Origin of the sequence: Streptomyces sp. NPDC058758 (assembly GCF_042746075.1) — a bacterium.
Classification (GTDB): domain Bacteria; phylum Actinomycetota; class Actinomycetes; order Streptomycetales; family Streptomycetaceae; genus Streptomyces.
The window spans coordinates 49,832-76,791 of sequence record NZ_JBHYPS010000011.1; the positions used below are offsets into that span (position 1 = coordinate 49,832).

The window sequence follows — 26,960 nt, forward strand, 5'->3', positions numbered from 1 at the left end:
CTACTTCCGACTCGCGAGGTACCTGACCGCACGGTGTTCCGTGCCGTACTTCCTGTTCACTGCGGTGCCGCCTGGGCGGCCTGCTCGATGTGCTCCCGCAGGGCCGCCGTGTCGAGCGGGCCCGGGACCTTGAAGGTCCTCGGGAACGCCCGTCGGCGGACCGCGAGGTCGAGACAGTGCAAGGCGGGGTGCACGTACGCACCCCGGCCGGGCAGCGTACCGCGATCATCGGGGACGCACTCGTCCTTGATCACCACGATCCGCAGCAGATCGCTCTTGGCCGCTCGCTCCCGGCATCCCACACAGGTTCGCTCAGGGCACGCGCGGGCATGCGTCCGGCCAGACACGATAAGTCTACCTCCCCGTACCGACCTCACCCGTTTGGGGCAAAAATCGAACAGCTGTTGGCCAAAAACGATCTCCGGCTTGCGGCGGGGCCGCTCAGTTCTCCTCGGCCGGGGCCTCGGTGTCCGGCCGGATGTCGATCCGCCAGCCGGTGAGCCGCGCGGCCAGGCGGGCGTTCTGCCCCTCCTTGCCGATGGCCAGCGAGAGCTGGTAGTCGGGGACCGTCACCCGGGCGGACCGGGCGGCGGCGTCGACGACCTCGACCTTGGAGACCCGGGCCGGGGAGAGCGCGTTCGCCACCATCTCGGCCGGGTCGTCCGACCAGTCGACGATGTCGATCTTCTCGCCGAGCAGCTCCGCCATCACGTTCCGGACGCGGCTGCCCATGGGGCCGATGCAGGCGCCCTTGGCGTTCAGGCCCGAACGGGTGGAACGGACCGCGATCTTGGTGCGGTGGCCGGCCTCGCGGGCGATGGCGGAGATCTCGACGGAACCGTCGGCGATCTCCGGCACCTCCAGCGCGAAGAGCTTCTTCACCAGGTTGGGGTGGGTGCGCGAGAGGGTGACGGACGGACCGCGGACGCCCTTGGCGACGCGGACCACGTACGTGCGCAGCCGCAGGCCGTGCGTGTACTCCTCGCCCGGCACCTGCTCCTGCACCGGGAGGATGGCCTCCAGCTTGTCGTCCAGCTTGACGAGGACGTTCTTCGGGTCCTTGCCCTGCTGCACCACGCCGGCGACGACGTCGCCCTCGCGGCGGGCGTACTCGCCGAAGGTCACGTCGTTCTCGGCGTCGCGCAGCCGCTGCTGGATGACCTGGCGGGCGGTGCTCGCCGCGATGCGGCCGAAGTCCGACGGGGTGTCGTCGAACTCCTTGGGCTCCTGCCCCTCCTCCAGGTCGGCCGGGTCCTCCTCCGCCCACACCGTCACGTGACCGGTGTGCCGGTCCAGCTCCACGCGCGCGCGGCGGTGGGGGGCCGGGGTGCGGTGGTACGCGATGAGGAGGGCCGACTCGATCGCCTCGACCAGCATCTCGAAGGAGATTTCCTTCTCCTGTGCCAAGCCCTTCAGGAGCTTCACGTCGATGTCCACGGCTACGCCTCCTCTTCCTTCTTGTCCTTGCGGTTGAACTCGATCTCGACACGCGCCTTGGCGATCTCGGCGAACTCCACGCGGCGGGCGGTGGCCTTGCGGCCCTTCAGGCCCGGAACCTCGGTGTCGATGCCGTCCTCGTCCACGGCGAGGATGCGGGTGACCAGCTCCCCGCCCTCGGCGAGCTGGAGCTTCACCAGCCGGCCGGTGGCCCGGACGTAATGGCGGTGCTCGGAGAGCGGACGGTCGGCACCCGGGGAGCTGACCTCCAGGACGTACTCGCCGTCGCCCATGGCGTCGGACTGGTCCAGCTCGGCGGAGATGGCGCGGCTCAGCTCGGCGCAGGCGTCCAGCTCGACGCCCTCGTCCGAGTCGACGACGATCCTCAGCAGTCCGCGGCGGCCGGCCCGGGACACCTCGATCTCCTCCAGATCCAGGTTCTCCGCGCGGACGAGCGGCTCAATGAGTCCGCGCAGCCTGTCGCTCTGGGTGGTGCTCATCCGGGTGACTCCTCGGCCGCGTGTGCTGTTGTGGGTACGTCGCAAATCCCTGCGTGTCGGATCAAGGGTATCCGGTCCGGGAGGGTGTTGCCGTCCACCGCCGGGGCCCCCGCGGGTACGCTCGCCTGCGGTGATCTTCGACGGGCGGCCGGGAGGGGTCCGGAATGCTGAGGGAGAGAGCGTGACGACGACGGGCAGACGCGCCCTGCTCGTGGCGGGGGCCTCGGCCGCCGCGGCGGCGCTGACCGGCTGCACCTCCGACGACGGGGGGCCGCGCCGTCCGAGCGCCGCGGAGGAGGCGGCGGCCCGCGAGGCCGAACGGGTGGCGCGCGCCGAGGCGGCCCTCCGCCGCCGCGCCGTGACCGCCTCCCGGACCCTGCTGGAACGTTACGACGCCACCCTGGCCGCCCATCCCGCGCTCCACGCGCGCGTGGCCCCCCTGCGCACCTCCGCCGCGGCCCACGTCCGCGCCCTCGGCGAGGGCGACCGCCCCGCCCCGGCACCGGACGGGGCCTCCGCCGCGCCGGCCTCGACCGCCCCGGCCGCGGGCTCCGCCGTGCCGGCCGATCCGAAGACCGCGCTGCGCGAGCTGGCCGGAGCCGCGCGGACCGCGTCCGAGGCGCACACCGCCGAGCTGCTCGCGGCGCCGCCCGAGTACGCCCGGCTGCTCGCCTCCGTGGCCGCCGCCGGCGCCGCCCACGCCTACCTCCTCACCGAAGGGGCCCGCGCATGAGCGCCCTGGAGGCCGCCCAGGCCGCCCTCGCCGCCGAGCACGCCGCCGTGTACGGCTACGGGGTCGTCGGCGGCAGGGTCGCCGAGGACCGCCGGGCCGAGGCGACCGCCGCGTACCAGGCGCACCGGGCCCGCCGGGACGCGCTGCGCCGCACCGTCCGCGACCTCGGCGGCACGCCGGTCGCCGCGGCCGCCGCGTACGAGCTGCCGTTCCGGGTGGCCGACCCGGCCGGCGCGGTGCGGCTGGCCGCGGTCCTGGAGGACCGGGTGGCCGGGGTCTACTCCGACCTGGTGCGGGCCGGTGACGGCGCCCTGCGCCGGGAGGCGGCCGGGGCGCTCCGGGAGGCGGCGGTCCGAGCGGTGCGGTGGCGCGGCAGCGACGTAACCTTTCCTGGGCTCGCCGAGCGGGTGTGAGCCCGGCCCCCACCTGTTCTGGTCATCCCGCCCGAGGAGAAGGAACACGGCACACATGGGTTTCGAAGCGCCCCGGCGACTGGTGACGGCGCTCCACGAGAAGTACGGCGAGGCCGCCGCGGCCGAGTGGCTCGGGCGGCTCCCCGGCCTGGCCGGGCGGGTGCCCGAGGAGGCCGGGCTGACCGTCGAGCGGATGGTGGCGCCCGGCGGGCGCGGCAGCCTGGTGCTGCTCGTCCGGGACGCCGGCGGCGAGCCCGCCGCGCTGAAGATCGCGCCGCCGTTCACCCGGCCGGAGCTGGAGCGGGACGCGCTCGCGCACTGGAACGGCTGGGGCGCGGTGCTGCTCCGCGCCGAGGCCCCGGAGGGCGCCCTCGTCCTCGAACGGCTGCACCCGGAGGTGTCCCTGCGCTCGCTGCCGGAGGCCAAGGCGCTCCTGGAGGCCGCCGGGACCGTGCGGAAGCTGTGGGTGGAGCCGCCCGCCGGACACGGCTTCGAGACCGTGGCCGGCCGCACCGCGCGCCAGGCGGAGGCGATGGAGCGGCACCGGGCCGACCCCGCCGCCGGGGAGCTCACCGCCGTCGCGCTCGCCGCCCGCGAGGAGCTGGTCGCCGGCGCAGCCGAGGAACTGCTGCTGCACGGCGACTTCCGGCAGGGCAAGGTGCTCGGCGGCGACCGCGCCCCCTGGCTGGCCGTCGGGCCCGACCCGGTGGTCGGCGAGCGGGCCTACGACCTCGCGCGGCTGGTGCGGGAACGGGTCGAGGACCTGGTCGCCTCCTCGGCCGGCGCCCCGGCGGCCCGGCGGCGGGTCAACAAGCTGGCCGACTCGCTCGACGTCGACCGGGAGCGGCTGCGCGGCTGGACGCTCTTCCGGACCGTCGAGTCCGGCACGCGGGCGCTGGCCGGCGGCCGGCGGCAGGAGGCCGAGTGGCTGCTGGAGTTCGCGAGCTGGCTGTGAGTCCGCGGCCCTCCTGAGGGGAATACCCTTTTCGTATCCCTTTCTCAGGGGGTCGTGATGATCGAAGACATCCTCCTGGCGGCCGCGGGAGCGGGTGTGGCCGCGCTGGCCTACGTGGGCGCGGCGGCCCGCGTGGTGAAGCAGTACGAGCGGGGCGTGGTCTTCCGCTTCGGCCGGCTGCGGGGCGAGGTCCGCCCGCCCGGCTTCACCATGATCCTTCCCGCGGTGGACCGGCTCCACAAGGTGAACATGCAGATCGTCACGATGCCGGTGCCCGCGCAGGAGGGCATCACCCGGGACAACGTGACGGTACGGGTCGACGCCGTCGTGTACTTCCGGGTGGTGGACGCGGCGGAGGCGCTGGTGCGGGTCGAGGACTACAAGTTCGCGGTCTCGCAGATGGCGCAGACCTCGCTGCGGTCGATCATCGGCAAGAGCGACCTCGACGACCTGCTGTCCAACCGGGAGAAGCTCAACCAGGGCCTGGAGCTGATGCTGGACTCCCCCGCGATCGGGTGGGGCGTGCAGATCGACCGGGTGGAGATCAAGGACGTGTCGCTGCCCGAGACCATGAAGCGCTCGATGGCCCGGCAGGCGGAGGCGGACCGGGAGCGGCGGGCCCGGCTCATCAACGCGGACGCGGAGCTGCAGGCGTCGAAGAAGCTGACGGAGGCGGCGCACCAGATGGCCGACGCCCCCGCCGCGCTCCAGCTGCGGCTGCTCCAGACGGTGATGGCGGTGGCCGCCGAGAAGAACTCGACGCTGGTCCTGCCGATCCCGGTCGAGCTGCTGCGCTTCCTGGAGCGCGCCACGCCCGAGGCGCCGCGGACCGGCCCGGTGCCGGGGGCGCCTTCCGCGGCTCCCCCGGAACCGCCCGCCCCGGAGGAACCGCCGCCGCAGGAGCCGCTGTCCCCGGCTCCGCCGCCCCCGGAGCAGCTGTCCTCGGCGCCGCTGTCGCCGGTCGAGGACCTCACCGGTCCCTCGGTCGACCCGTCGTCCTGACGGCCGGAACGCCCGAACGCCGACGCCGCCCCGCGCGGGTGCGCGGGGCGGCGTCGGCGGGTGCGCGGAGGGTCACGCCGTCAGGGCGGCGAGGGCCTCCTCGACCGTCAGCTCCTCGCGCTCGCCCGTGCGGCGGTCCTTCAGCTCCACGACGCCCTCGGCGGCGCGGCGGCCGGCGACGAGGATCTTCGGGACGCCGATCAGCTCCGCGTCGGTGAACTTGACGCCCGGGGAGACGCCGGCGCGGTCGTCGACGAGGACCCGGAGGCCCGCGGCGGACAGCTTGTCGGAGACCTCCAGGGCCAGCTCGGTCTGGAGCGCCTTGCCGGCGGCGACGACGTGGACGTCGGCGGGCGCGACCTCGGCCGGCCAACACAGGCCCTTCTCGTCGGCGGTCTGCTCGGCGAGGGCGGCGACGGCGCGCGAGACGCCGATGCCGTAGGAGCCCATGGTGACGCGGACCGGCTTGCCGTTCTGGCCGAGGACGTCGAGCTTCAGCGCGTCGGCGTACTTGCGGCCGAGCTGGAAGATGTGGCCGATCTCGATCGCGCGGTCCAGCTTGAGGCCGGTGCCGCACCGGGGGCACGGGTCGCCGTCCTGGACGACGACGACGTCGACGTACTCGGACACCTCGAAGTCACGGCCCGCGACGACGTTCTTCGCGTGCGTGCCCTCCTTGTTGGCGCCGGTGATCCAGGAGGTGCCGGGGGCCACGCGCGGGTCGGCGAGGTAGGTGACCTTCTCCAGGCCCTGGGGGCCGACGTAGCCGCGGACCAGGTCGGGGCGGACCGCGAAGTCCTCCTCCGTCACCAGCTCGACGGTGGCCGTCGGGCCGAAGTGCTCCTCGACCTTGTCCATGTCGACCTCGCGGTCGCCGGGGACGCCGATGGCGACGATCTCGCCGTCGACCTTCACCAGGAGGTTCTTGAGGGTGGCGGAGGCCGGGACGCCGAGGGAGGCGGCGAGGGTCTCGATGGTGGGGGTGTCCGGGGTGGGGATCTCCTCGGCCGCGGGGACGGCGGAGCCGTCGACGGCCTTGACCTCCTGGTACACCGCCTCCGTGTTGGCGGCGAAGTCACAGTTCGGGCAGTCGGCGAAGGTGTCCTCGCCGGCCTCGGCCGGGGCGAGGAACTCCTCGGACTTGGAGCCGCCCATGGCGCCGGCGGTGGCGGCGCAGATGCGGTAGTCGAGGCCGAGGCGCTCGAAGATCCGCTGGTAGGCCTGGCGGTGCACGCCGTAGGACCGGTTCAGGCCCTCGTCCTCAATGTCGAAGGAGTAGGAGTCCTTCATGAGGAACTCGCGGCCGCGCAGGATGCCGGCGCGGGGGCGGGCCTCGTCGCGGAACTTGGTCTGGATCTGGTAGAGGATGACCGGCAGGTCCTTGTAGGACGAGCACTGGTCCTTCACCAGCAGGGTGAAGATCTCCTCGTGGGTGGGGCCGAGGAGGTAGTCGCCGCCCTTGCGGTCCTGGAGGCGGAAGAGCTCGGCACCGTACTCGTCCCAGCGGCCGGTCGCCTCGTAGGGCTCGCGGGGCAGCAGGGCGGGGAGGGTGACCTCCTGGGCGCCGACGGCGTCCATCTCCTCGCGGACGATCCGCTCGACGTTGGAGAGGACCTTCTTGCCGAGCGGCAGCCAGCTCCAGATGCCGGCGGCGGTGCGCCGGACGTAGCCGGCGCGCACGAGGAGCTTGTGGGAGAGGACCTCGGCGTCCGCCGGGTCGTCGCGCAGCGTCTTCGCCATCAACTGGGACATGCGCTGGACCGGTGCGTTGGCCATGGTTCTCGTACTCCTGCCGGGACTGAAGATGATGGCCCCGAGGTTATCCGGGCGGCCCCGCCCGCGAGAAATCAGTTCCGGCGCGGGAGGGGCAACGGGGCGCCCATGACGGCGTAGGGGCGGGCGGCGCTCGGGAAGTGGACCCGGCGGGCGAGGTCGGTGTAGCCGAGCGAGCGGTAGAGGCCGCGGGCCGGGGACTCGGTGTCGATGGCCGAGAGGATGGAGCGCTTCTCCTCGGCGGTGTCGGTGATGGTGGTGATCAGTCCGCGGCCGAGGCCGAGGCCCTGGAAGGCGGGGTGGACGTGGAGCTCGGTGATGACGAAGGAGGCGTCGAGCCAGTCGGCGGTGCCGGTGGCCCGGAGGTACGGCTCCACCACGGTGGACCACCAGTGGCCGCGGTCGTTGGGCATCCCGTACACGAAGCCGACGAGCCGTCCGTCGGGGGTGGTGGCGCCGTAGGCGCGGGCGCCGGGGTTCATCAGGTGGCGCAGCACGATGTGGCGGCGTACGGCGACCTCCTCGGCGTCGAGTCCGAAGGCGACCGCCTGCACGGCGAGCGCCTCGTCCACCCGGGCGGCGAGGTTGACGGGTCCGATCACGGCCTGTGCGTCGTCCATGCGGCGCACCCTACAAGTGCCCGCCGGTTCAGAACAGGACGCTCATGAAAGCGCCCGTCTCGCGGAAGCCGACACGGTGGTACGCGGCGCGGGCGGGGGTGTTGTAGTCGTTCACGTACAGGCTGACGACGGGGGCGACGTCGGCGAGGGCGTACTGGAGGACGGCGGCCATGCCGGTCTCGGAGAGGCCCTTGCCGCGGTGTTCGGGGGCGACCCAGACGCCCTGGATCTGGCAGGCCTGGCGGGTGGCGGCGCCGATCTCGGCCTTGAAGACGACCTTGCCGTCGTCGATGCGGGCGAAGGAGCGGCCGGCGGCGACGAGTTCGGCGACGCGGGCCTGGTAGAGCAGGCCGCCGTCACCGGCCATCGGGGAGACGCCGACCTCCTCGGTGAACATGGCGACGCAGGCGGGCATGATCGCGTCCATCTCGTCCTTGCGGACCCGGCGGACGAGGGGGTCGGGGGCGACGTCGGCGGAGGGCTCCTCGGCGACCATGAGGGGCTGGTGGGCGCGGACGTCGCGGGCGGGGCCCCAGGCGGGTTCGAGGAGGCGCCACAGCTCGGCGGTGGGGCCGGCCGGGCCGACGATGGAGGAGCAGCGGCGGCCGATCCGGCGGGCCCGCTCGGCGAAGGCGCGGACGGCCCCGGGGGTGGCGCAGATGGGCACGAGGTTGGCGCCGGAGTAGCAGAGCGAGGTAAGCCTGCCCTCGGTGTACCAGCCCCACATCTCGCCGCCCAGGCGCCAGGGGTCGAGCCCGGCGACGCGGACGCGGGCGGTCACGAAGGCGTTCTCGACGGGGGCGCTCTCCAGGACGGCGAGGGCGGCCCCGAGGTCGGCGGGTTCGAGGACCCGGGTGGTGGTCTGTGTCAACACGAGGGGGCCTCACCGTGCGGGTTCTGCTGGTCCTGGCACTGTACCTCCAGGATCCGCGGCGGGACCGCCGGGAAGGCGAAACCCCGCCGCTCCTGGGGGCGGCGGGGTCTCGTGCGGCGCGGGGCCGGCGTGCGGCGGTGCGGGGCGGGTCAGCCGGCGACGGCGACGCTCGGCTCGCCGCTGGCGACGCCGTCCTTCTCCATCTGCTCGGCGATCTTGAGGGCTTCCTCGATGAGGGTCTCGACGATCTTCGACTCGGGGACGGTCTTGATGACCTCGCCCTTGACGAAGATCTGGCCCTTGCCGTTGCCGGAGGCGACGCCGAGGTCGGCCTCGCGGGCCTCGCCGGGGCCGTTGACGACGCAGCCCATGACGGCGACGCGCAGCGGGACGGTCATGCCGTCGAGGCCGGCGGTGACCTCCTCGGCGAGCTTGTAGACGTCGACCTGGGCGCGGCCGCAGGACGGGCAGGAGACGATCTCCAGGCGGCGCTGGCGGAGGTTGAGCGACTCCAGGATCTGGATGCCGACCTTGATCTCCTCGGCCGGCGGGGCGGAGAGGGAGACGCGGATGGTGTCGCCGATGCCCTGCGAGAGGAGGGCGCCGAAGGCGACGGCCGACTTGATGGTGCCCTGGAAGGCGGGGCCGGCCTCGGTGACGCCGAGGTGCAGCGGGTAGTCGCACTGGGCGGCGAGCTGGCGGTAGGCCTCGACCATGACGACCGGGTCGTTGTGCTTGACCGAGATCTTGATGTCGCGGAAGCCGTGCTCCTCGAAGAGGGACGCCTCCCAGAGGGCGGACTCGACGAGCGCCTCGGGGGTGGCCTTGCCGTACTTCTGGAGCAGGCGGGCGTCGAGCGAGCCGGCGTTGACGCCGATGCGGATCGGGACGCGCGCGTCGCCGGCCGCCTTGGCGATCTCCTTGACCTTGTCGTCGAACTGCTTGATGTTGCCGGGGTTGACGCGGACGGCGGCGCAGCCGGCGTCGATCGCGGCGAAGACGTACTTCGGCTGGAAGTGGATGTCGGCGATCACCGGGATCTGCGACTTGCGGGCGATCGTGGCGAGCGCGTCGGCGTCGTCCTGGGTGGGGCAGGCCACCCGGACGATCTGGCAGCCGGAGGCGGTCAGCTCGGCGATCTGCTGGAGGGTGGCGCCGATGTCGGACGTACGGGTCGTCGTCATCGACTGCACCGAGACCGGTGCGTCACCCCCGACGGCCACGCTGCCGACCTGGATCTGCCGGCTCTTGCGGCGCTCGGCGAGCCGGGTCGGGACGGTGGGGATACCGAGAGAAATCGCGGTCATGAGTCTGTACAACCTCAAGGTCGTGCGTCGGCGGGCTCGGGCTTCCGAGGTTACCGCCCCGGGGGCGGGGGGCCGGACACGGCGGTGCGCGGCCCCCCGGGGAGTTACGTCAGCTTCACCGGGTTGACGATGTCGGCGGCGAGGACGAGCAGGGTGAAGCAGACGAAGACGCCGGCGACCACGTAGGCGGCGGGCATCAGCTTGGCCACGTCGAACGGGCCGGGGTCGGGGCGCTTGAAGAGCCGGGCCGTGTGGCGGCGGACGGACTCCCACAGGGCGCCCGCGATGTGGCCGCCGTCGAGCGGCAGCAGCGGGAGCATGTTGAACAGGAACAGCGAGACGTTGAAGTACACCAGCAGGTTCATGAACATGACCAGGATCCGCTCCGGCGGGAGGTCCAGGTTCATGAGCTCGCCGGTGATGCGGGCGGCGCCGACGACGCCGACCGGGGAGTCCTCGGCCCGCTCGCCGTCGCCGAAGGTCGCGTCCCACAGGCCGGGGATCTTGCCGGGGAGGGCGACGACCGACTGGAGGCCGTTCTCCATGAGCTCGCCCATGCGGTCGGTGGTCTCGACGAAGGTCAGCGGCGCGACCTCGGTCTTCGACGCGAAGCCGAGGTAGCCGGCCTTCTCGTAGGCGAGCGGGCGGGCGACCTGGCCGTTCTCGTCCTTCTTCAGGACCTCGTTGGCGACCAGCGTCGGGTGCAGGTCGAGGCGCTGCCCGGCCCGCTCGACGGTGATCGTGGCGGGGCCGATGGTCCTGCGGATGTGGTTCGAGAGGGTGTCCCAGTCGGAGACCGGGGCGCCGTTGAAGGCGACGATCGTGTCGCCGTCCCGCAGCCCCGCCTCGTACGCCGGGGAGACCGGGTCGCCCGCGGCGCAGGAGTCCCGGTTCGCGCTCTGCTTGATGACGCACTTCTGGACGCCGGCGACCTGGGTGGTCTGGCCCTCGATGCCGAGGGTCATCAGGGAGCCGTAGAAGAGGCCGAGGGCGAGGACCAGGTTCATGAACGGTCCGGCGAACATGACGATCACGCGCTTCCACGGCTTGCGCGTGTAGAAGAGCCGGGTCTCGTCGCCGGGCTGGAGCTCCTCGTAGGACGCCTCGCGGGCGTCCTCGATCATGGTGCGCCAGGGTGAGGTGGAGCGGGCCGCGATCTTGCCGTCCGCGCCGGGCGGGAACATGCCGATCATGCGGATGTAGCCGCCGGCCGGGATGGCCTTGATGCCGTACTCGGTGTCGCCGCGCTTCTTCGACCAGAGGGTGGGGCCGAAGCCGACCATGTACTGCGGCACGCGGATGCCGAAGAGCTTGGCCGTGGAGAGGTGGCCCAGCTCGTGCCACGCGATGGAGACGAGGAGTCCCAGCGCGAACAGGACGACCCCGAGGATCGTCAGGAGCACTTCCGTCATGCGCGCGCCTCCGCGGTTGCCTTCGCTGCGAGCTCTCGGGCCCGGGCCCGGGCCCAGGTCTCCGCTTCCAGGACGTCCGGCACCGTCAGGGAGGTTCCCCCGGTGGGCCGTCCGTGTTCGGTGACGACCGCCGTGACGGTGTCCATGATGCCGTTGAAGGGGAGCCGTCCGGCGAGGAACGCCTCCACGCACTCCTCGTTGGCGGCGTTGAAGACGGCGGGGGCGGTGCCGCCCAGCTCGCCGACGTGCCGGGCCAGGTTCACCGACGGGAAGGCCTCGTCGTCGAGCGGGAAGAACTCCCAGGTGGAGGCCTTGGTCCAGTCGAAGGCGGGGGCCGCGTCCGGGATCCGCTCGGGCCAGCCGATGCCGATGGCGATGGGGCCGCGCATGTCCGGCGGGGTGGCCTGGGCGAGGGTGGAGCCGTCGGTGAACTCGACCATGGAGTGCACGTACGACTGGGGGTGGACGACGACCTCGATGCGGTCGAAGGGGATGTCGTAGAGGAGGTGCGCCTCGATGACCTCCAGGCCCTTGTTGACCAGGGTGGCGCTGTTGACCGTGATGACCGGGCCCATCGCCCAGGTCGGGTGGGCCAGCGCGTCCTCGCGGGTCACGTGCTCCAGCTCGGCGCGCGTGCGGCCGCGGAAGGGGCCGCCGGAGGCGGTGACGACCAGCTTGCGGACGTCGGCGCGGGTGCCGGCGGCGAGCGCCTGGAAGAGGGCCGCGTGCTCGGAGTCGACCGGGATGATCTGGCCGGGCTTCGCGAGCGCCTTCACCAGCGGGCCGCCGACGATCAGCGACTCCTTGTTGGCGAGGGCGAGGGTGCGGCCGGCCTCCAGGGCGGCGAGGGTCGGCGCGAGGCCGATGGAGCCGGTGATGCCGTTGAGCACGGTGTGGCACGGGGAGGCGGCGAGCTGGGTCGCGGCGTCGGGGCCGGCCAGGATCTCCGGCAGCGGCTCGGAGCCGTACAGCGCCCCCAGGGCCGTACGCAGCTCCGCCACGGTCTCCTCGCGGGCGACGGCGACCCGGGCGACCCCCAGCCGGTGCGCCTGCTCGGCGAGGAGCGCGACCCGGCCGCCGGAGGCGGCCAGGGCGGTGACCCGGAAGCGGTCGGGGTGGCGCAGCACCAGGTCGATGGCCTGGGTGCCGATGGATCCCGTGGAGCCGAGGACGACGACGTCCCGGCGGCCTTCGGCCGGATCGAAGGCGATGTGCGGGTCGGCGAGAGGAGAGGGGCGGTCGCTCATGCCCCCCATTCTTGCCCCAAACGCTGTGCGCTCTTCACGGGGTCCGGGTGAACGCGCCGAACGCGCGGTGGAAGTCCGGGAAGGTCTTCTTCACGCAGCCGGGGTCGTCGAAGGTGATCCCGGGGGTGCGCAGGGCGGTGACCGCGAAGGACATGACGATCCGGTGGTCGCGGTGGGTGGCGATCTCGACGGGCCCGGCGGGGGTGCCGGGGTGGATCTCGATCCAGTCGGGGCCGGTCTCCACGGTGACGCCGAGGCGGCGGAGGTTGTCGGCGCAGGCGTCGAGCCGGTCGCACTCCTTGACCCGGGTGTTGGCGACGTCCTCGATGCGGACCGGGCCGTCGGCGAAGGGCGCGAGCGCGGCCAGCGTCGGCATGGTGTCCGAGATGTCCCGCATGGTGACGGTGAGTCCGCGCAGGGTGCCGGTGGAGCGGACGGTGGTGGACTCCTCGGTGACCTCGACGTCGGCGCCCATGCGGCGCAGCACGTCGACGAAGGCGAGGTCGCCCTGGAGGGCGCCGGTGCCGAGCCCGGGGACGGTGACCGAGCGGCCCGGTTCGAGGGCGGCGGCGGCGAAGAAGTAGCTGGCCGTGGAGGCGTCGGGCTCGATCGCGTACGTCCGGGCGCGGTAGCCGGTGGGGGCGACCCGGTAGGTCCGGCCCCGCTCGTCGTCCTCGCGGACGACCTCGGCGCCGAAGGACCGCATCATCGCGAGGGTGATCTCGACGTACGGCTCCGAGACCAGGTCCGTCACCGTGATGTCGAGGCCCTCGGCGGTGAGCGGGCCCAGCATCAGCAGGGCCGTCAGGTACTGGGAGGACTGCCCGGCGTCGAGGGTGAGCGCTCCGCCCCTGACGCCGTCGGCGTGCACGGCGAGCGGGTGGTGGCCGTCCTTCTCCCCGTGCCGCAGGTCCACGCCCAGCTCGCGCAGGGCGGTGGTGAGCGGGCCGAGCGGGCGGCGGCGCATCTGCGCGGAGGCGTCGAAGCGGAAGGTGCCGCGGCCCGCGGCGGCGAGGGCCGGCAGGAAGCGGGCGGTGGTGGCGCCGTCGCGGCAGTAGACGTCGGCCTCGGCGGTCCCCGGTCCGGCGGGGCGGCCCTCGACGTGCCAGGCGCCGGGCTCCTGCCGGACGGTGTAGCCGAGGGCCCGCAGCCCTTCGGCGAAGCCCTCGGTGTCGTCGGAGACGAGCGGGCGCAGCAGGGTGGTGGTGCCCTCCGCGGCGGCGGCGAGGAAGAGCGCGCGGGCGGTGACGGACTTGGAGCCGGGGATGTCGATGACGGTCACGCCGGTCATCCTGCCGTGGCCGGCCGCGCCGTCGCCGTGCGGTCCGTCTGCTGGACGCGGACGCGAGGAGGCGGTCCGTCCGCTGGACGCGTGCGCGAAGAGGCGGCCCGAGCCCCCGCACAGTGGGCTCGGACCGCCTGGTCTCGTGGGACGCGGGTCCTACAGGGCGAGGCCGGTGAGGACCATCACGCGCTCGTAGGTGTAGTCGTCCATGGCGTAGGCGACGCCCTCGCGGCCGACGCCGGAGCGCTTGGCGCCGCCGTACGGCATCTGGTCGGCGCGGTAGGAGGGGACGTCGCCGACGATCACGCCGCCGACCTCCAGGGCGCGGTGGGCGCGGAAGGCGGTCTGCAGGTCGTGGGTGAAGACGCCGGCCTGGAGGCCGAAGTCCGAGTCGTTGACCGCGGCGAAGGCCTCGGCCTCGCCGTCGACCTTGGCGACCGTGAGGACCGGGCCGAAGACCTCGGAGCGGGCCAGGGTGACGCCGGCCGGGAGGTCGGTGAGGACGGTCGGGGCGTAGGTGGCGCCCTCGCGCTTGCCGCCGGCGAGGAGCTTGGCGCCGGCCGCGACGGCCTCGTCCACCCAGGACTCGACGCGCCGCGCGGCGGCCTCGTCGACGAGCGGGCCGACGTCGGTGGCGTCGTCCGCCGGGTCGCCGGTGACCTGGGCCTCGACGGCCGCGACGATCTTCGGCAGCAGGCGGTCGTAGACGGTGGCGTCGGCGATCACGCGCTGCACGGAGATGCAGGACTGGCCGCCCTGGTAGTTGGAGAAGGTCGCGATGCGGGTCGCGGCCCAGTCCAGGTCGGCCTCGGAGGACCAGTCCGGGAGGACGACGGCGGCGGCGTTGCCGCCGAGCTCCAGGGTGCAGTGCTTGTGCGGCACGGAGGCCTGGATGGCGTAGCCGACCTTGTCCGAGCCGGTGAAGGAGATGACCGGGAGGCGCTCGTCCTGGACGAGGGCGGGCATCCGGTCGTTCGGCACGGTGAGGATCGACCAGGAGCCGGCCGGCAGGTCGGTCTCGGCCAGGATCTCGCCCAGGATGAGGGAGGAGATCGGGGTGGCCGGGGCCGGCTTGAGGATGATCGGGGCGCCGACGGCGATGGCCGGGGCGACCTTGTGGGCGCTGAGGTTCAGCGGGAAGTTGAAGGGCGCGATGCCGAGGACGACGCCCTTGGGCACGCGGCGGGTGAGGGCGAGGCGGCCCGCGCCGCCGGCCTCGGTGTCCAGGCGCTGGGCCTCGCCGGCGTTCCAGCGGCGGGCCTCCTCGGCGGCGAAACGGAAGACGGAGACGGCGCGGCCGACCTCGCCGCGGGCCCACTTGATGGGCTTGCCGTTCTCGGCGGAGATGACCTGGGCGATCTCCTCGGTGCGCTCGGCGAGCCGCTTCGACACGTGGTCGAGGGCGGCGGCGCGGACGTGCGCCGGGGTGGCGGCGAACTCGTCGACGACCGCGTGGGCGGCGGCGACGGCCTCCTCGACCTGGGCCTCGGTGGGCACGGCGACCTTGCCGACCAGACGTCCGTCGTACGAGTTCGTGACGTCGAAGGTGGTGTCGCCGGTGGCCTCGCGGCCGGCGACCCAGAAGGCGTGGGTGGTCGTCATTGTGCGTCCCGGCCCTTTCCGTTTCGGGTGTGAGCGGTCGCCCCGGGCGGGCGGTTGCTCTCCAGATACGTTAGGGCCGGGACCGGCGGGTGGCGTTTGTCCGTGATGGAGTGGTGGGGGTGGCGGTCTGTCCGCTTCGGCCCAAGAGCCGGGGCGGGCTTCCGCCCTCACCCCCTCCGCTCGGTGGAGACGATGAGGCAGACCGCCGCCACGACGATCCCGCCGCCGAGGAGGATCGGCCAGGTCAGCTCCTCGCCGAGGATCAGCGCGCCGAGCAGCACGGCGACGACCGGGTTGACGTACGCGTAGGTGGCGGCGAGCGAGACCGGGGCGGACTGGAGCAGCCAGGCGTAGGCGGTGAAGGCGATCAGCGAGCCGAAGACGACGAGGTAGCCGAGGGCGAGCCAGGAGCCGGTGGAGACCGCGCCCGGGTCGAAGCCGCGGTGCTCGCCGCGGAGGAGGCCGACGACGATCCCGCCGACGCCGCCGGCCAGCATCTCGTACACGCTCGCGGTGAACGGGTTGGCGGGCATCGGCAGCCGGGCGGAGGAGACGGAGCCGGCCGACCAGAGCAGCGCGGCGAGGACGACGAGCAGCACCCCGCCGATGCCGACATCGCCGCTGAGCCCGGGAAGGGTGAGCACGGCCAGCCCGCCGAGGCCGATCAGGACGCCGCCGTACGCGCCGGGGCCGGGGCGCTCGCCGGCGGCGGTGCGCAGCAGGACCACCCAGACCGGGACGACGGCGATGAGGAGGGCGGCGAGGCCGGAGGGCACGGTGGTCTCGGCGAGGTTGACGAGGCCGTTGCCGCCGAGGATGAGGAGCAGGCCGACGAGGGCGGCGGAGCCGAGCCGGCGCCGGTCCACCTTGAGGGCGGCGGGGCCGTGGCGCCAGGCCACGAGCCCGGCGAGGAGCAGTCCGGCGACGATGAAGCGGCCGCCGGAGGCGAGGAAGGGCGGGACGGTCTCGACGACGATCCGGATGCCGAGGTAGGTGGAGCCCCAGACGACGTAGACGATGCCGAGGGCGGCCCAGACGGCGCCGGTGATGCGGCGGGCGGGGGGCACGGGGGTGCGCCCGGGGGCGGGGGCGGTACCGGGGGCCGGGCTGGGGACGGGATCGGCGGCGGAATCGGCGGCGGAGCTTGTCATGAGCAGGAGATTAGGGACTCCGCGCGCTTCCGACCAGGAATTCTGCCCGCCTCCGGGCAGGCGGAACCTGCTCCGTCCCGGAGAGGGCCGCACCCCGGCCGCCGGAGAGCCCTGCTCCGCCCCGGAGGCAGCCGCCGGAGAACGAGCCGCCGAAGACCGCGGCGACCGCACGCGGCCCTCCTGCTCGCCCCTACTGCTCGCCCTCCCCCGTCGTCTTCAGCGCCAGCCACAGCTCCATCCGGACGTCCGGATCGTCGAGCGACCGCCCGAGGATCTCCTCCACGCGCCGCATCCGGTAGCGCAGCGTGTGCCGGTGCACCCCCAGGTCGGCCGCGGCCGCGTCCCACTGGCCGTGCCGGGAGAGCCACGCCCGCAGGCTGGCGACCAGGTCGCCGCGGCCGGTGGCGTCGTGCTCGCGCAGCGCCCGCAGCATCCCGTCGGCGAAGGCCCGTACGGCCTCGTCGGCCAGGAGCGGCAGGACGGAACCCGCCGCCAGGTCCTCGTGCTCGACCAGGGCCCGGCCCCGGCGGCGGGCCACCGAGAGGGCCTGCTCGGCCTGCTTGTACGCCGCTGCCGCGGTGACCGGGTCGGCGGCGGCGGAGAGCCCGACGACGACGCCGGCCTCGTCGGCCTCGCGCTCGGCGTACCCGGCGCAGGCCGCGGCCACCGCGCCGCCGTCGCCCGCGAGGACGACCAGCCGCTCCTCGCCCTCGGGGACGGCGAGCACCGTCTCGCCCGCACGGGCGGCGGCGGCCTCCAGGGCCTCGGCGAGCAGGGGCAGCGGGGGCTCGGCCGCCTCGCCGCCGCCGCTCGGCTCCGCGACGAGCAGCCGGAAGGGGGCGTCGAGGAGGCCGCCGTACACGTCGCCCGCGACGGTACGGGCGTGCTCCGGCTGTCCGGCGAGCATCATCCGCAGCACGGCGGCGCCGAGGCGCTGCTCGGCGGCCTGGAGGGAGCGGGAGCGCTCCGTGGTGAGGGTCAGCAGGGCGATCGCGGAGTGGACGGCGTACCGCTCGGCGGTGCCGAGGGGCGCGGCGGTGCCGACCGCGAGGGCGCCGCGGACCCGGCGCCCGGTACCGAGCGACTGGAGCTCGACGCGGTCGTCGGTGCCGCCGACGACCGCGCTGGCCGGCGCGGGGCGCTCGCGCAGCCGCTCGACGTCCGGGGTGAGCCGGGCCGCGCGGCGGGCCGCCCACTCCGGGGAGACGGCGACGACGGAGCCGGAGGCGTCGTAGAGCGCCGCCCAGCCGTCGACGTGCGCGGCGAGCCGGGCGACGACCGCGTCCGGCCCCTCGGCGAGCGCGGCCCGGGTCAGCTCGCGCTGCGCCTCGAAACCGGCGGTCACGGCGCGGTACTGGTCGGCGGCGATCGCGGCGGAGACGGCCTTGCTGATCGCGAGGAACGGGGTGCGGCGCGGGACTTCGAGCAGAGGCAGGTGCTCGGCCCTGGCGGCGTCGAGCAGCGCCCCGGGGATCTCGTCGTAGTTCACCCCCACGGCGAACCCGAGCCCCACCACGCCCGCCCCGAGCAGCCGCCGCACGTACCGCCGCATCGCCTCCGGGTCCTCTGCGTCGAGGGTGAGGGCGGTGGTCAGCAGCAGCTCCCCGCCCTCCATGTACGGCACGGGGTCGGCCAGCTCACTGACGTGCGCCCACCGGACGGGCGTGTCGAGACGGTCCTCCCCCGCCCGGACCAGGAGCCGGAGCGAGGAGTGCTGGACGAGCGAGGCGAGGGTGGGCGGCATCGGAAACCGGCGGACCTTTGGGCGAAGACCGGACGCGCGAACCCCGCACCCGGCGACGGAAACGCCGCTGGGGAGGGCGGCGCCCCCGATTGTGCCAGGGCCGCCGGCCCCGCGCGCGGGGCGCTCTCAGCCGCGCAGGTCGACCAGAAGGGGCGGCGTGTGCTCCCCCCGCACATGGCTGAGGGAGACGACCGCGTGGCCGGGCGGCACCCCGTGCGCCAGGTCGGAGGCGGACCAGCGCTCCCGCTCGACCTCGCGGACGGTCACGGCGTCGGTGGTGACGGCCCTGCCGGTGACGAGCTTGCGCACGGCGTGCGCGACCCGGGTGAGGGGTTCGTCCGAGCGGACGGTCCGGCTGGTGACGTCCCGGGTCTCCACCCATTCGGTCCCCCAGGTCTCCGCGAACCGCTTGCCGTCCCAGGTCGTGACGCCGGCGAGCGCGAAGCGGCAGCCGACCGCGCCGAACAGCGGCGTGCGCAGGTGCTCGGGGACGTCCTCGACGGTACGGAGCCCGAGGACGACACCGGCGTGGGCGGAACGCAGCCGCTGGAGGCCCCGCACGGTCGCGGCGGTCAGGGTGTGCGCCGCGTCGTCGAGGACGAGGCAGGCGAAGCGGGAGCGGTCGCTCCGGCCGACGGCACGGCCGAGGAACTGGGCGAGCACGAGCCGGGCGAGGAGCCGTGACGCCTCGGCGTGCCCGGCTTCCGGCAGGTCGATCCGGACGCGTACCGGGTGCTCCAGGGCGCGCATGGTGAACGGCGCGGTCGCCCCGGAGGTGTCGAAGAATCCGGCGAAGGCAGGACGGTCGAGGAGGGCGATCCGGTCGGCGAGCCGGGAGGCCGGGTCGCCGTCGGCGCCCCGTTGCCGTGCGCGGGCGTCGAGTTCACGGACGAGGGAGGCGTGGCCGGACCCTTCGAGGGACGTGCGCAGGGTCAGCAGGAGGGCGGGCTCGCCGTCGAGGAGTTCGCGGAGTTCGGGAACCGAGGGGAATCGGCCGTGGACGGCGTGGAAGGGACCGAGGAGCTGGGCGAGCGCGGTGGTGGCGCGGCGGGTGTCGGTGTCGTCGGCGGCCAGGACGTCGGCGAGCAGCGCGGCCGCCCGGTCCGGATCGGTGGTGCCGCCGTACAGGTCGAGGTCGTGCGGTGAGGCGGGGTCGCCCACACGGATGACGACGTCGTAGGCGTCGTCAGGACCGAGCGGGGCGGTGTCGGAGCCGACCACGACGACGGCGGCCTGTCCGGCGAGCGCCTGGAGGGACAGGGACTCGACGAGGGGGCGGACGAGGCGGGTCGTCTTGCCGCTGCCCGAAGGACCGACGACGAGCATGCCGGTGCCGAGCACGTCGGGGTCGAGGGCGAGGCCCGTGGTGCGGCGCGCGTACGGATTGCGGGCGGTGTCCGCGACGGTGCCGAGGCGCACCTGCCGCAGGGCGAGGTCGTGCGTGGCGGCCCGGCCCGCAAGGGAGCGGGCCCCCGAGGGGTGCGGGAAGGCCGACGCGCCCCTGGCGTGGACCTCGCGCACGAAGGCCGCCTGCCGGTCGGGGGTGTGCCCCGCCGCCTCCCAGGCGGCCCGGATCCGGGCGTAGTCGAGGTCGTTCATGGCGCCGGACGCCGCCTCGGCGGCGAGCCGATCGGCCGCTTCGGTAAGACCGGCGGCCCTCAGTTCGGGCCAGGAGGCGGGGTCGGCGGGGTCCCCGCCGGGGGCGGGTGGCCGTGGGGCCGCGATGGTACCGGCCCGCGGGGCCGGGCGGCGCAGGGCGAGCCAGACGAAGGGCAGGGCGGTGGCGATGGTGAGCAGCAGCGTGGCCGTGTCCTCCATCTCCTGGTTGACGAAGACCGCGTCGGGGCTTGTCAGGTCGTACGGCAGCATCGACAGGACGAGGGGGCGGAGCGGCAGCCAGTCACCGCGGACGAGGGCGACGGTGAGGAGACCCGCGAGAGCGGCGAGGACGAGCTGAGCACGGCGGCCGTATGCCAGGGCGAGCCGGCTCCAGGCGTAGGGCCAGCGCCCGAAGCGGCCGATCCCACCGAAGACCCCGGCAAAGAGCGCGAAACGGTAGACGGCCAGGGCAACGGGTCCCCCGGTACCGGGCACGGGCGCGCCGCCGAGGGGGCGCCACCAGTCGGCCGGAGTGAAGAGGCGGATCGGCACGCTCCAGTAGGGGACGTAGCCGTTGCGGAGCAGCGACCAGAGGAGAACGGCGACGAGCAGGGAGATCGTCGCGCCGGCGAGCACGGTGCGCAGCGGGGTCTCGTCCGGCTCGTGGTCGGGACGGGGTACGTGCCCGTACCGCCAGACGCCGGGGGCGGCCTCGGGGCGCGGGGTCCGCAGCCACTGGACGAGCGTGCTTCCGCTCCGGCCCGCGACAGGCGCGGTCGTCGGCTTCGGCGGCAGGCGGGGCGGGGCGGCCGGCGGTACGCCGCCGGAGGCCGCGGGCGCCCCGGCCGGGCGGGGGATGTCGGCGTGGGGGCGCCCGTCGTGCGTCCTCCGCGAGCCGTGCGTTCCCTCGAACTCCATGTTCCCCTGCCCCCTGGCCCTCGGCTCCGCGACCCTGTCGTCCGGGCCCAATCTAGAGCCTCGGTCACGGATCGCGCCCCGGATCCGGACGACGGCACGGAGTCGTCCCGCACCAGCGCGCGTATGGCCGATACGGACAAGGACACGCCGGGACCACTCCCATCCGTAGCATGCGCGGGGCGCACGGCCCCGCCTAGCCTGCGGAGGAAACCCGCAAGAGCGTCCAGAACACCCCAGGAGCCCCGCATGAACGCTGTCCCGCAGGAGCGGCGCGTCGTCACCGCCATTCCCGGTCCGAAGTCGCAGGAGCTCCAGGCTCGCCGGCTGGAGACGGTCGCCGGGGGCGTGGGGTCCACGCTGCCCGTGTTCACGAAGCGCGCGGGCGGCGGGATCATCGAGGACGTCGACGGCAACCTGCTGATCGACTTCGGGTCCGGCATCGCCGTGACGTCCGTGGGCGCCTCCGCCGAGGCCGTCGTGCGCCGCGCCTCCGCGCAGCTGCAGGACTTCACCCACACCTGTTTCATGGTGACGCCGTACGAGGGCTACGTGGAGGTCTGCGAGGCGCTGGCCGAGCTGACCCCGGGCGACCACGCCAAGAAGTCCGCGCTGTTCAACTCGGGCGCCGAGGCCGTCGAGAACGCCGTCAAGATCGCCCGTTCGTACACCAAGCGCCAGGCCGTCGTCGTCTTCGACCACGGCTACCACGGCCGGACGAACCTCACCATGGGCATGACGGCGAAGAACATGCCGTACAAGCAGGGCTTCGGTCCGTTCGCGCCCGAGGTCTACCGCGTGCCGGTCGCCTACGGCTACCGCTGGCCCACCGGTGCCGAGAACGCCGGCCCCGAGGCCGCCGCGCAGGCGATCGACAACATCACCAAGCAGATCGGCGCCGAGAACGTCGCCGCGATCGTCATCGAGCCGGTCCTCGGCGAGGGCGGCTTCATCGAGCCGGCCAAGGGCTTCCTGCCGGCGATCGTGAAGTTCGCCAACGACAACGGCATCGTCTTCGTCGCGGACGAGATCCAGGCCGGCTTCTGCCGCACCGGCCAGTGGTTCGCCTGCGAGGACGAGGGCATCGTCCCGGACCTCATCACCACCGCCAAGGGCATCGCGGGCGGTCTGCCGCTCGCCGCCGTGACGGGCCGCGCCGAGATCATGGACTCCGTCCACGGCGGCGGTCTGGGCGGCACCTACGGCGGCAACCCGGTGGCCTGCGCCGGTGCGCTCGGCGCCATCGAGACGATGAAGGAGCTGGACCTCAACGGGAAGGCGAAGCGCATCGAGGAGGTCATGAAGGGCCGCCTCACCGCGATGCAGGAGAAGTTCCCGGTCATCGGCGACATCCGCGGCCGCGGCGCCATGATCGCCATCGAGCTCGTCAAGGACCCGGAGACGAAGGAGCCGGCCGCCGAGGCCGCCGCCGCGCTCGCCAAGTACTGCCACAACGAGGGCGTCCTCGTCCTCACCTGCGGCACCTACGGCAACGTGCTGCGCTTCCTGCCGCCGCTGGTCATCGGCGAGGACCTGCTGAACGAGGGCCTGGACGTCATCGAGGCGGCGCTCGCCGCCCTCTGAGCGGTCCGCGGAGCGGGCCTCCGGCGGACGGTTCGGCGCAAAGAGTGAAGACTCTGTGGGGGGCCGATGGCGGGGCGCGTTTCCCGCTGTCGGTCCCCTTCCCCGTGCCGTACGGTCGTCTCCAGATGAGAGAAACACCGAGGGCGGAGCATCCCCGGCACCGCCCGCACCGTGCCGACGCGCACGCCGCCGGAGCCTCGTGCTCCGGGACTCCTCACCGATCGGACGGCCGCCCGCCCCACACCCCCCGGGGCGCGCGGCAGCCCGATCCCCTCGGCCGCCCCGGAACCACCCCCCCTGTTCCAGGGCGGCCGGCTCTCTTCTCGGCGCTCGTCGCCCTCGCCGTCGTGACCTGGCAGGTGCTCGTCCACGGCCCCTTGACCAGGCTCGACGAGCGGGTGTCCCGGTCCCTGGTGGACACCGTTCCCCGGTGGCTGAGCGAACTCGCCTCCGACCTCGGCAATCTGACCGTGGCGCTGCCCGTGCTGGCCGCCGCGATGGCGTACGCGTTCTTCCGGGGCCGGCGCGCCGCCGCCCTGTACGCGGGTCTCGCGATGGCCGCCGTGCCCCTCCTCGTCGTGCCCCTGAAGGAGTGGACGGCGCGGCCCGGTCCCCTCGAACCCTGGGCCCAGGGCTACTACCCGTCCGGCCACACGGCGACGGCCATGGTGGCCTACTTCGGCGCCGCCTACCTGGTGTCGCGACGGCTCGTCCCCGTCGCCGCCGTGCTGACGGCGGTGACGGGGACGGGGCTGGTCCTGCGGGGCTTCCACTGGCCGCTGGACGTGCTGGCCAGTCTCTGCCTGGGCTTCCTGGTCCTGGCCGTCAGCTCCAGTTGTACGCGTCGAAGTTCCGGCTGAACTCCCACTGGTTGAAGCGGTCCCAGTTGATCGACCAGGTCATCAGGCCGCGCAGGGACGACCAGGTGCCGTGGGTCTGGTAGGTGCCGCAGTTGGTCTTCTTCGTGAGGCAGTCGAGGGCCTTGTTCACCTCGGCGGGGCTGGTGTGGCCGTTGCCCGCCTGGGTGGAGGCCGGGAGGCCGATGGCGACCTGGTCGGGGCGCAGGCCCGGGAAGAAGCGCTCCGCGTTGCCGGCGACCGGGAAGCCGGTGAGCAGCATGTCGGTCATGGCGATGTGGAAGTCGGCGCCGCCCATGGAGTGGTACTGGTTGTCCAGGCCCATGATGGAGCCGGAGTTGTAGTCCTGGACGTGGAGCAGGGTGAGGTCGTCGCGCAGGGCGTGGATGACCGGGAGGTAGGCGCCGGCGCGCGGGTCCTGGCCGCCCCAGGGGCCGGAGCCGTAGTACTGGTAGCCGAGCTGGACGAAGAAGGTCTCGGGGGCCATCGTCAGCACGAACTTCGCGCCGTACTTGGCCTTGAGGGTCTTGACCGCCTGGATGAGGTTGACGATCACCGGCGAGGTGGGGCTGCGGAAGTCGGTGTCGCCGGTCTGGAGCGAGAGCGAGTGGCCCTCGAAGTCGATGTCGAGGCCGTCGAGGCCGTACTCGTCGATGATCTTCGAGACGGAGGAGACGAAGGTGTCGCGGGCGGCGGTGGTGGCGAGCTGGACCTGCCCGTTCTGGCCGCCGATGGAGATGAGGACCTTCTTGCCGGCGGCCTGCTTGGCCTTGATCGCGGCCTTGAAGTCGGCCTCGGACTCGACGTTCGGGCACTCGGCGACCGGGCAGAGCTTGAAGCGGATGTCGCCGGAGGTGACCGAGGTGGGCTCGCCGAAGGCGAGGTTGATGACGTCCCAGGAGTCGGGGACGTCGGCCATCCGGGTGTAGCCGGAGCCGTTGGCGAAGCTGGCGTGGAGGTAGCCGACGAGGGCGCGGGCGGGCAGTTCGGCGCCGCCCCCGCCGCCGCCCCCGGACGTCGTCGTGGCGGTGACGGCCGCGGACTTCGCGGACTCGCCGGCGCTGTTGGCGGCGGAGACCTGGAAGGAGTACGGGGTGTTCGGGGTGAGGCCGGTGGCGGTGTACGAGGTGCCGGTGACCGTGCCGGCGAGGGTGCCGCCGCGGTAGACCTTGTACGAGGTGGCTCCGGCGACCGCGGGCCAGCTGAGCGGCACCGAGGTGGAGGTCGGGCTGCCCGCGGCGAGGCCGGTGGGGACGGCGGGGATCGCGACCGGGTCGCCGCCGGGGCCGTAGAGCGAGAGGTCGTCGGCCTGGTAGGCGGGGGTGCCGTACCAGCCGTGGGTGTAGACCGTGACCGAGGTGGTGTTCGCGCCGGTGGTGAAGGTGGTGCTCAGCTTCTGCCAGTCCGGGGCCGACTGGGTCCAGGTGTAGCCGTCGGTGGTGCCGGTGCCGGTGACGCCGAGGTAGACGTAGCTGCCGCGGACCCAGCCGCTGAGCGTGTACGCCGAGTTGGGCTTCACGGTGATGGTCTGGGAGCACTTGGCGTTGTCGCTGCCGGCGGGGGTGGCCTGGAGCGCCTTCGTCCCGCCGTGCACGGGCGAGGAGACGACGGCGCCGCTGCCCGCCGTACAGCTCCAGCCGTCCAGGCCGGCCTCGAAGCCGCCGTTGCGGGCGAGTTCGGAGTCGGCGGCCTGGGCGGCCGGGGAGAGCGCGGCGAGCCCGCCCAGGGCGAGCGCGCCCGCCAGGAGCAGGGTGAGGGGTCTGGTGCGGTCCACGACTGCCTCCGGGGGTGGGGGATCGGAGTGGAGCGCGCCACAGCATGGTCCAGACCAATCGAGTGGTCAAGACCTCTGCACGGAGCGGGCGTTGGGGAGGGGTGCGCGCACGGGGGTGGTTTCAGGAGGCGCTCCCCCCTCGCGGCTCCGCGCGGGCCGGGCCGCCGGCGGCCTCGTGCATGGCCAGTTCGAGCAGCGAGGCGTCGGTGAGGGTGCCCCGTCCGTCCGGCACGACGAGCCAGCGCACTCCCCCGGTCACCCGCCCCGGGTACGGGACGACGATCCAGGTGCCGGGCCCGGCGCCGCGCACCCCGGTGCCGAGCCAGCGGGCGGCCGTGCCGGGCGGGACGAAGAAGCCGACGCGGGCGTCGCCGAAGTCGGCGAGGACGGGTCCGGGCCGGTCGACCAGGCGGGACAGCACGTCGAGGGTGGGGTGGCCGAGTTCGCCCGGCAGGATCAGCACGTCCCAGCGCAGGCCGGCCGGCAGCAGGGCGACCCCGTGCGGGTTGCGCTCCCACTCCCAGCGGCAGGCGTCGGGATCCGGTGCGACCGCGGCCAGCCATTCCACCGCGGCCCTGACGCCGGAAGCCCCCGTAGGTGTCATCGTGCGAACTCCTCTCCATGGGGACGCGCGGAGTGCGCGTCCACACGGAGAGAGCGCGAGGGTCCCCCGCTCTTACGCGGGTTTCCCTACCCAGCGGTTGTGATCTGAATCACACCGACGGGGGCGGGGTTCAGCTGTCGAAGCCGAGGCCCAGCCTGTCCATCGCCTTCAGCCAGAGGTTCCGCCGGCCGCCGTTGGCGTCGGCGCGGGCCAGCGACCACTTGGTGATCCCGATGCCGGCCCAGGCGATCGGCTCCGGCGGGAAGGGCAGCGGCTTGGAGCGGACCATGTCCAGCGCCGTGCGCTCGGTGCGCTCCCCGGCGAGCAGGTCGAGCATCACCTCGGCGCCGAAGCGGGTGGCGCCCACGCCGAGGCCGGTGTAGCCCTGCGCGTACGCCACCTTGCCCTGGTGGGCGGTGCCGAAGAAGGCCGAGAAACGCGAGCAGGTGTCGATCGCGCCGCCCCAGGCGTGGCTGAAGCGGAGCCCCTCCAGCTGCGGGAAGCAGGTGAAGAAGTGCTCGGCCAGCTTGAGGTAGGTCTCCGGGCGGTGGTCCATCTCCGCCTGCACCTTGCCGCCGAAGCGATAGATGGCGTCGTACCCGCCCCAGAGGATCCGGTTGTCGGCGGTGATCCGGAAGTAGTGGAACTGGTTGGCGGAGTCGCCGAGGCCCTGCCGGTTCTTCCAGCCGATGGAGGCGAGCTGCTCGTCGGTCAGCGGTTCGGTGACCAGCGCGTAGTCGTACACCGGGACGGTGTACGGGCGCAGCCGCTTGACCAGCGACGGGAAGACGTTGGTGCCGAGGGCGACCCGCCGGGCGGCGACCCGGCCGTACGGGGTGCGGACGGCCATGCCGGCGCCGGCCGAGACCAGGTCGAGGCCCGGGGTGTTCTCGAAGATCCGCACGCCGAGGTCGAGGCAGGCCCGCTTGAGGCCCCAGGCGAGCTTCGCCGGGTGGAGCATGGCGACGCCGTCGCGGTCCCACAGGCCGCCCCGGAAGGTCGGCGAGTCCACCTCGGCCCGGACGGCGTCCTGGTCGAGGAGGGTCAGGCCGCCGGCGAGGCCGAGCCGTTCGGCCTCCTCGTACCACTCGTGGAGCTCGTCCACCTGGTATGCCTCGGTGGCGACGTCGATCTCGCCGGTGCGCTCGAACTCGCAGTCCAGGGAGTAGCGGGCGACGGCCTCCTCGATGGCGTCGAGGTTGGCCGCGCCGAGCCGCTCCAGCTTCGGCAGCTCGCCCGGCCAGCGGGAGAGGCCGTTGCCGAAGCCGTGGGTGAGGGAGGCGGCGCAGAAGCCGCCGTTGCGGCCCGAGGCGGCCCAGCCCACCTCGTGGCCCTCGATCAGCACGACGTCCTGGGAGGGGTCGCGCTCCTTGGCCAGGAGCGCGGTCCACAGTCCGCTGTAACCGCCGCCGACCACGAGGAGGTCGCACTTCTCGGTGCCGGTGAGGGCGGGCAGGGCGCCGGGCTTGCCGGGGTCTTCCAGCCAGAAGGGGACGGGCTGGGCGTCGGAGAGAGATCGTGCAGCGAGACGCATGGCGACTGGGGCCATGGTTTCCAACTCCTTCGGTGCCT

General features: G+C 73.6%; 23 protein-coding genes. 6 read left to right on the forward strand and 17 right to left on the reverse strand.

Annotation, left to right across the window (positions count from 1 at the left end; all coding sequences use genetic code 11):
• Positions 1–56: 56 nt before the first annotated feature.
• From ACFW6A_RS16035 to rimP, 3 genes are all read right to left on the reverse strand, one after another.
• Positions 57–347 (reverse strand): YlxR family protein, encoded by a 291-nt coding sequence (locus ACFW6A_RS16035; protein WP_351849969.1) that lies wholly within the window; start codon positions 345–347, stop codon positions 57–59.
• Between the two features lie 94 nt (positions 348–441).
• Positions 442–1,437, reverse strand: coding sequence for a transcription termination factor NusA (nusA, locus tag ACFW6A_RS16040; protein WP_351849967.1), 996 nt, complete (start codon positions 1,435–1,437; stop codon positions 442–444).
• A 2-nt stretch (positions 1,438–1,439) separates the two neighbouring features.
• Positions 1,440–1,937, reverse strand: coding sequence for a ribosome maturation factor RimP (gene rimP / locus ACFW6A_RS16045; protein WP_351849964.1), 498 nt, complete (start codon positions 1,935–1,937; stop codon positions 1,440–1,442).
• 181 nt (positions 1,938–2,118) lie between these two features.
• Between rimP and ACFW6A_RS16050 the strand changes: the two genes are divergently transcribed.
• From ACFW6A_RS16050 to ACFW6A_RS16065, 4 genes are read left to right on the forward strand one after another with little or no spacing between them, the layout of a single operon-like run.
• Positions 2,119–2,670, forward strand: coding sequence for a hypothetical protein (locus ACFW6A_RS16050; RefSeq protein WP_386476280.1), 552 nt, complete (start codon positions 2,119–2,121; stop codon positions 2,668–2,670).
• Positions 2,667–3,083, forward strand: coding sequence for a ferritin-like domain-containing protein (locus ACFW6A_RS16055; RefSeq protein WP_351849961.1), 417 nt, complete (start codon positions 2,667–2,669; stop codon positions 3,081–3,083). The genes ACFW6A_RS16050 and ACFW6A_RS16055 overlap by 4 nt, the downstream gene beginning before the upstream one ends.
• 55 nt (positions 3,084–3,138) lie before the next feature.
• Positions 3,139–4,038: an aminoglycoside phosphotransferase family protein gene (locus ACFW6A_RS16060; RefSeq protein WP_351849959.1), complete on the forward strand. Its 900-nt coding sequence runs from the start codon at positions 3,139–3,141 to the stop codon at positions 4,036–4,038.
• A 57-nt stretch (positions 4,039–4,095) separates the two neighbouring features.
• A complete protein-coding gene (locus ACFW6A_RS16065) occupies positions 4,096–5,040 on the forward strand; it encodes a slipin family protein (RefSeq protein ID WP_386641121.1) in 945 nt (314 codons plus the stop codon).
• 72 nt (positions 5,041–5,112) lie between these two features.
• Here ACFW6A_RS16065 and ACFW6A_RS16070 read toward each other — a convergent pair whose 3' ends face one another.
• From ACFW6A_RS16070 to ACFW6A_RS16120, 11 genes are all read right to left on the reverse strand, one after another.
• The gene (locus tag ACFW6A_RS16070) at positions 5,113–6,816 is read right to left on the reverse strand and encodes a proline--tRNA ligase (protein WP_386641124.1); all 1,704 of its coding nucleotides are present in this window, start codon (positions 6,814–6,816) and stop codon (positions 5,113–5,115) included.
• A 71-nt stretch (positions 6,817–6,887) separates the two neighbouring features.
• A complete protein-coding gene (locus tag ACFW6A_RS16075; RefSeq protein WP_386641127.1) occupies positions 6,888–7,433 on the reverse strand; it encodes a GNAT family N-acetyltransferase in 546 nt (181 codons plus the stop codon).
• A 28-nt stretch (positions 7,434–7,461) separates the two neighbouring features.
• Complete coding sequence (locus ACFW6A_RS16080) at positions 7,462–8,307, reverse strand: GNAT family N-acetyltransferase (RefSeq protein WP_386641130.1); 846 nt, start codon at positions 8,305–8,307, stop codon at positions 7,462–7,464.
• Between the two features lie 149 nt (positions 8,308–8,456).
• A complete protein-coding gene (gene ispG / locus ACFW6A_RS16085) occupies positions 8,457–9,614 on the reverse strand; it encodes a flavodoxin-dependent (E)-4-hydroxy-3-methylbut-2-enyl-diphosphate synthase (RefSeq protein ID WP_351843284.1) in 1,158 nt (385 codons plus the stop codon).
• 104 nt (positions 9,615–9,718) lie between these two features.
• Entirely contained in the window at positions 9,719–11,026 is a 1,308-nt protein-coding gene (locus ACFW6A_RS16090; protein WP_386641133.1) for a M50 family metallopeptidase, read from the reverse strand.
• The gene (gene dxr, locus ACFW6A_RS16095) at positions 11,023–12,273 is read right to left on the reverse strand and encodes a 1-deoxy-D-xylulose-5-phosphate reductoisomerase (protein ID WP_351843288.1); all 1,251 of its coding nucleotides are present in this window, start codon (positions 12,271–12,273) and stop codon (positions 11,023–11,025) included. Before dxr ends, ACFW6A_RS16090 begins: the two co-directional genes overlap by 4 nt.
• A 34-nt stretch (positions 12,274–12,307) precedes the next feature.
• Positions 12,308–13,555, reverse strand: coding sequence for a 3-phosphoshikimate 1-carboxyvinyltransferase (gene aroA, locus ACFW6A_RS16100; RefSeq protein ID WP_386476269.1), 1,248 nt, complete (start codon positions 13,553–13,555; stop codon positions 12,308–12,310).
• Between the two features lie 159 nt (positions 13,556–13,714).
• Positions 13,715–15,160, reverse strand: a complete 1,446-nt coding sequence (locus ACFW6A_RS16105; RefSeq protein ID WP_351843292.1) for an aldehyde dehydrogenase family protein — start codon at positions 15,158–15,160, stop codon at positions 13,715–13,717.
• 167 nt (positions 15,161–15,327) lie between these two features.
• Positions 15,328–16,311, reverse strand: coding sequence for an EamA family transporter (locus tag ACFW6A_RS16110; protein WP_386641137.1), 984 nt, complete (start codon positions 16,309–16,311; stop codon positions 15,328–15,330).
• Positions 16,312–16,501: 190 nt separating this feature from the next.
• On the reverse strand, positions 16,502–18,055 hold the full coding sequence (locus tag ACFW6A_RS16115; protein ID WP_351843296.1) for a PucR family transcriptional regulator: 1,554 nt from the start codon (positions 18,053–18,055) through the stop codon (positions 16,502–16,504).
• Between the two features lie 126 nt (positions 18,056–18,181).
• A complete protein-coding gene (locus tag ACFW6A_RS16120) occupies positions 18,182–20,572 on the reverse strand; it encodes an ATP/GTP-binding protein (RefSeq protein ID WP_386476264.1) in 2,391 nt (796 codons plus the stop codon).
• Between the two features lie 246 nt (positions 20,573–20,818).
• On the opposite strand from ACFW6A_RS16120, the gene gabT reads away from it, so the two are divergent.
• Positions 20,819–22,153 (forward strand): 4-aminobutyrate--2-oxoglutarate transaminase, encoded by a 1,335-nt coding sequence (gene gabT, locus ACFW6A_RS16125; protein ID WP_351843300.1) that lies wholly within the window; start codon positions 20,819–20,821, stop codon positions 22,151–22,153.
• A gap of 125 nt (positions 22,154–22,278) precedes the next feature.
• Positions 22,279–23,013: a phosphatase PAP2 family protein gene (locus tag ACFW6A_RS16130; protein ID WP_351843302.1), complete on the forward strand. Its 735-nt coding sequence runs from the start codon at positions 22,279–22,281 to the stop codon at positions 23,011–23,013.
• Here ACFW6A_RS16130 and ACFW6A_RS16135 read toward each other — a convergent pair.
• From ACFW6A_RS16135 to ACFW6A_RS16145, 3 genes are all read right to left on the reverse strand, one after another.
• Positions 22,979–24,784, reverse strand: coding sequence for a chitinase (locus tag ACFW6A_RS16135; protein ID WP_386476261.1), 1,806 nt, complete (start codon positions 24,782–24,784; stop codon positions 22,979–22,981). The genes ACFW6A_RS16130 and ACFW6A_RS16135 overlap by 35 nt on opposite strands.
• A gap of 121 nt (positions 24,785–24,905) precedes the next feature.
• Positions 24,906–25,388, reverse strand: coding sequence for a hypothetical protein (locus ACFW6A_RS16140; RefSeq protein ID WP_351843306.1), 483 nt, complete (start codon positions 25,386–25,388; stop codon positions 24,906–24,908).
• Positions 25,389–25,518: 130 nt separating this feature from the next.
• Positions 25,519–26,937 (reverse strand): NAD(P)/FAD-dependent oxidoreductase, encoded by a 1,419-nt coding sequence (locus ACFW6A_RS16145; RefSeq protein WP_386641140.1) that lies wholly within the window; start codon positions 26,935–26,937, stop codon positions 25,519–25,521.
• Positions 26,938–26,960: the final 23 nt, after the last annotated feature.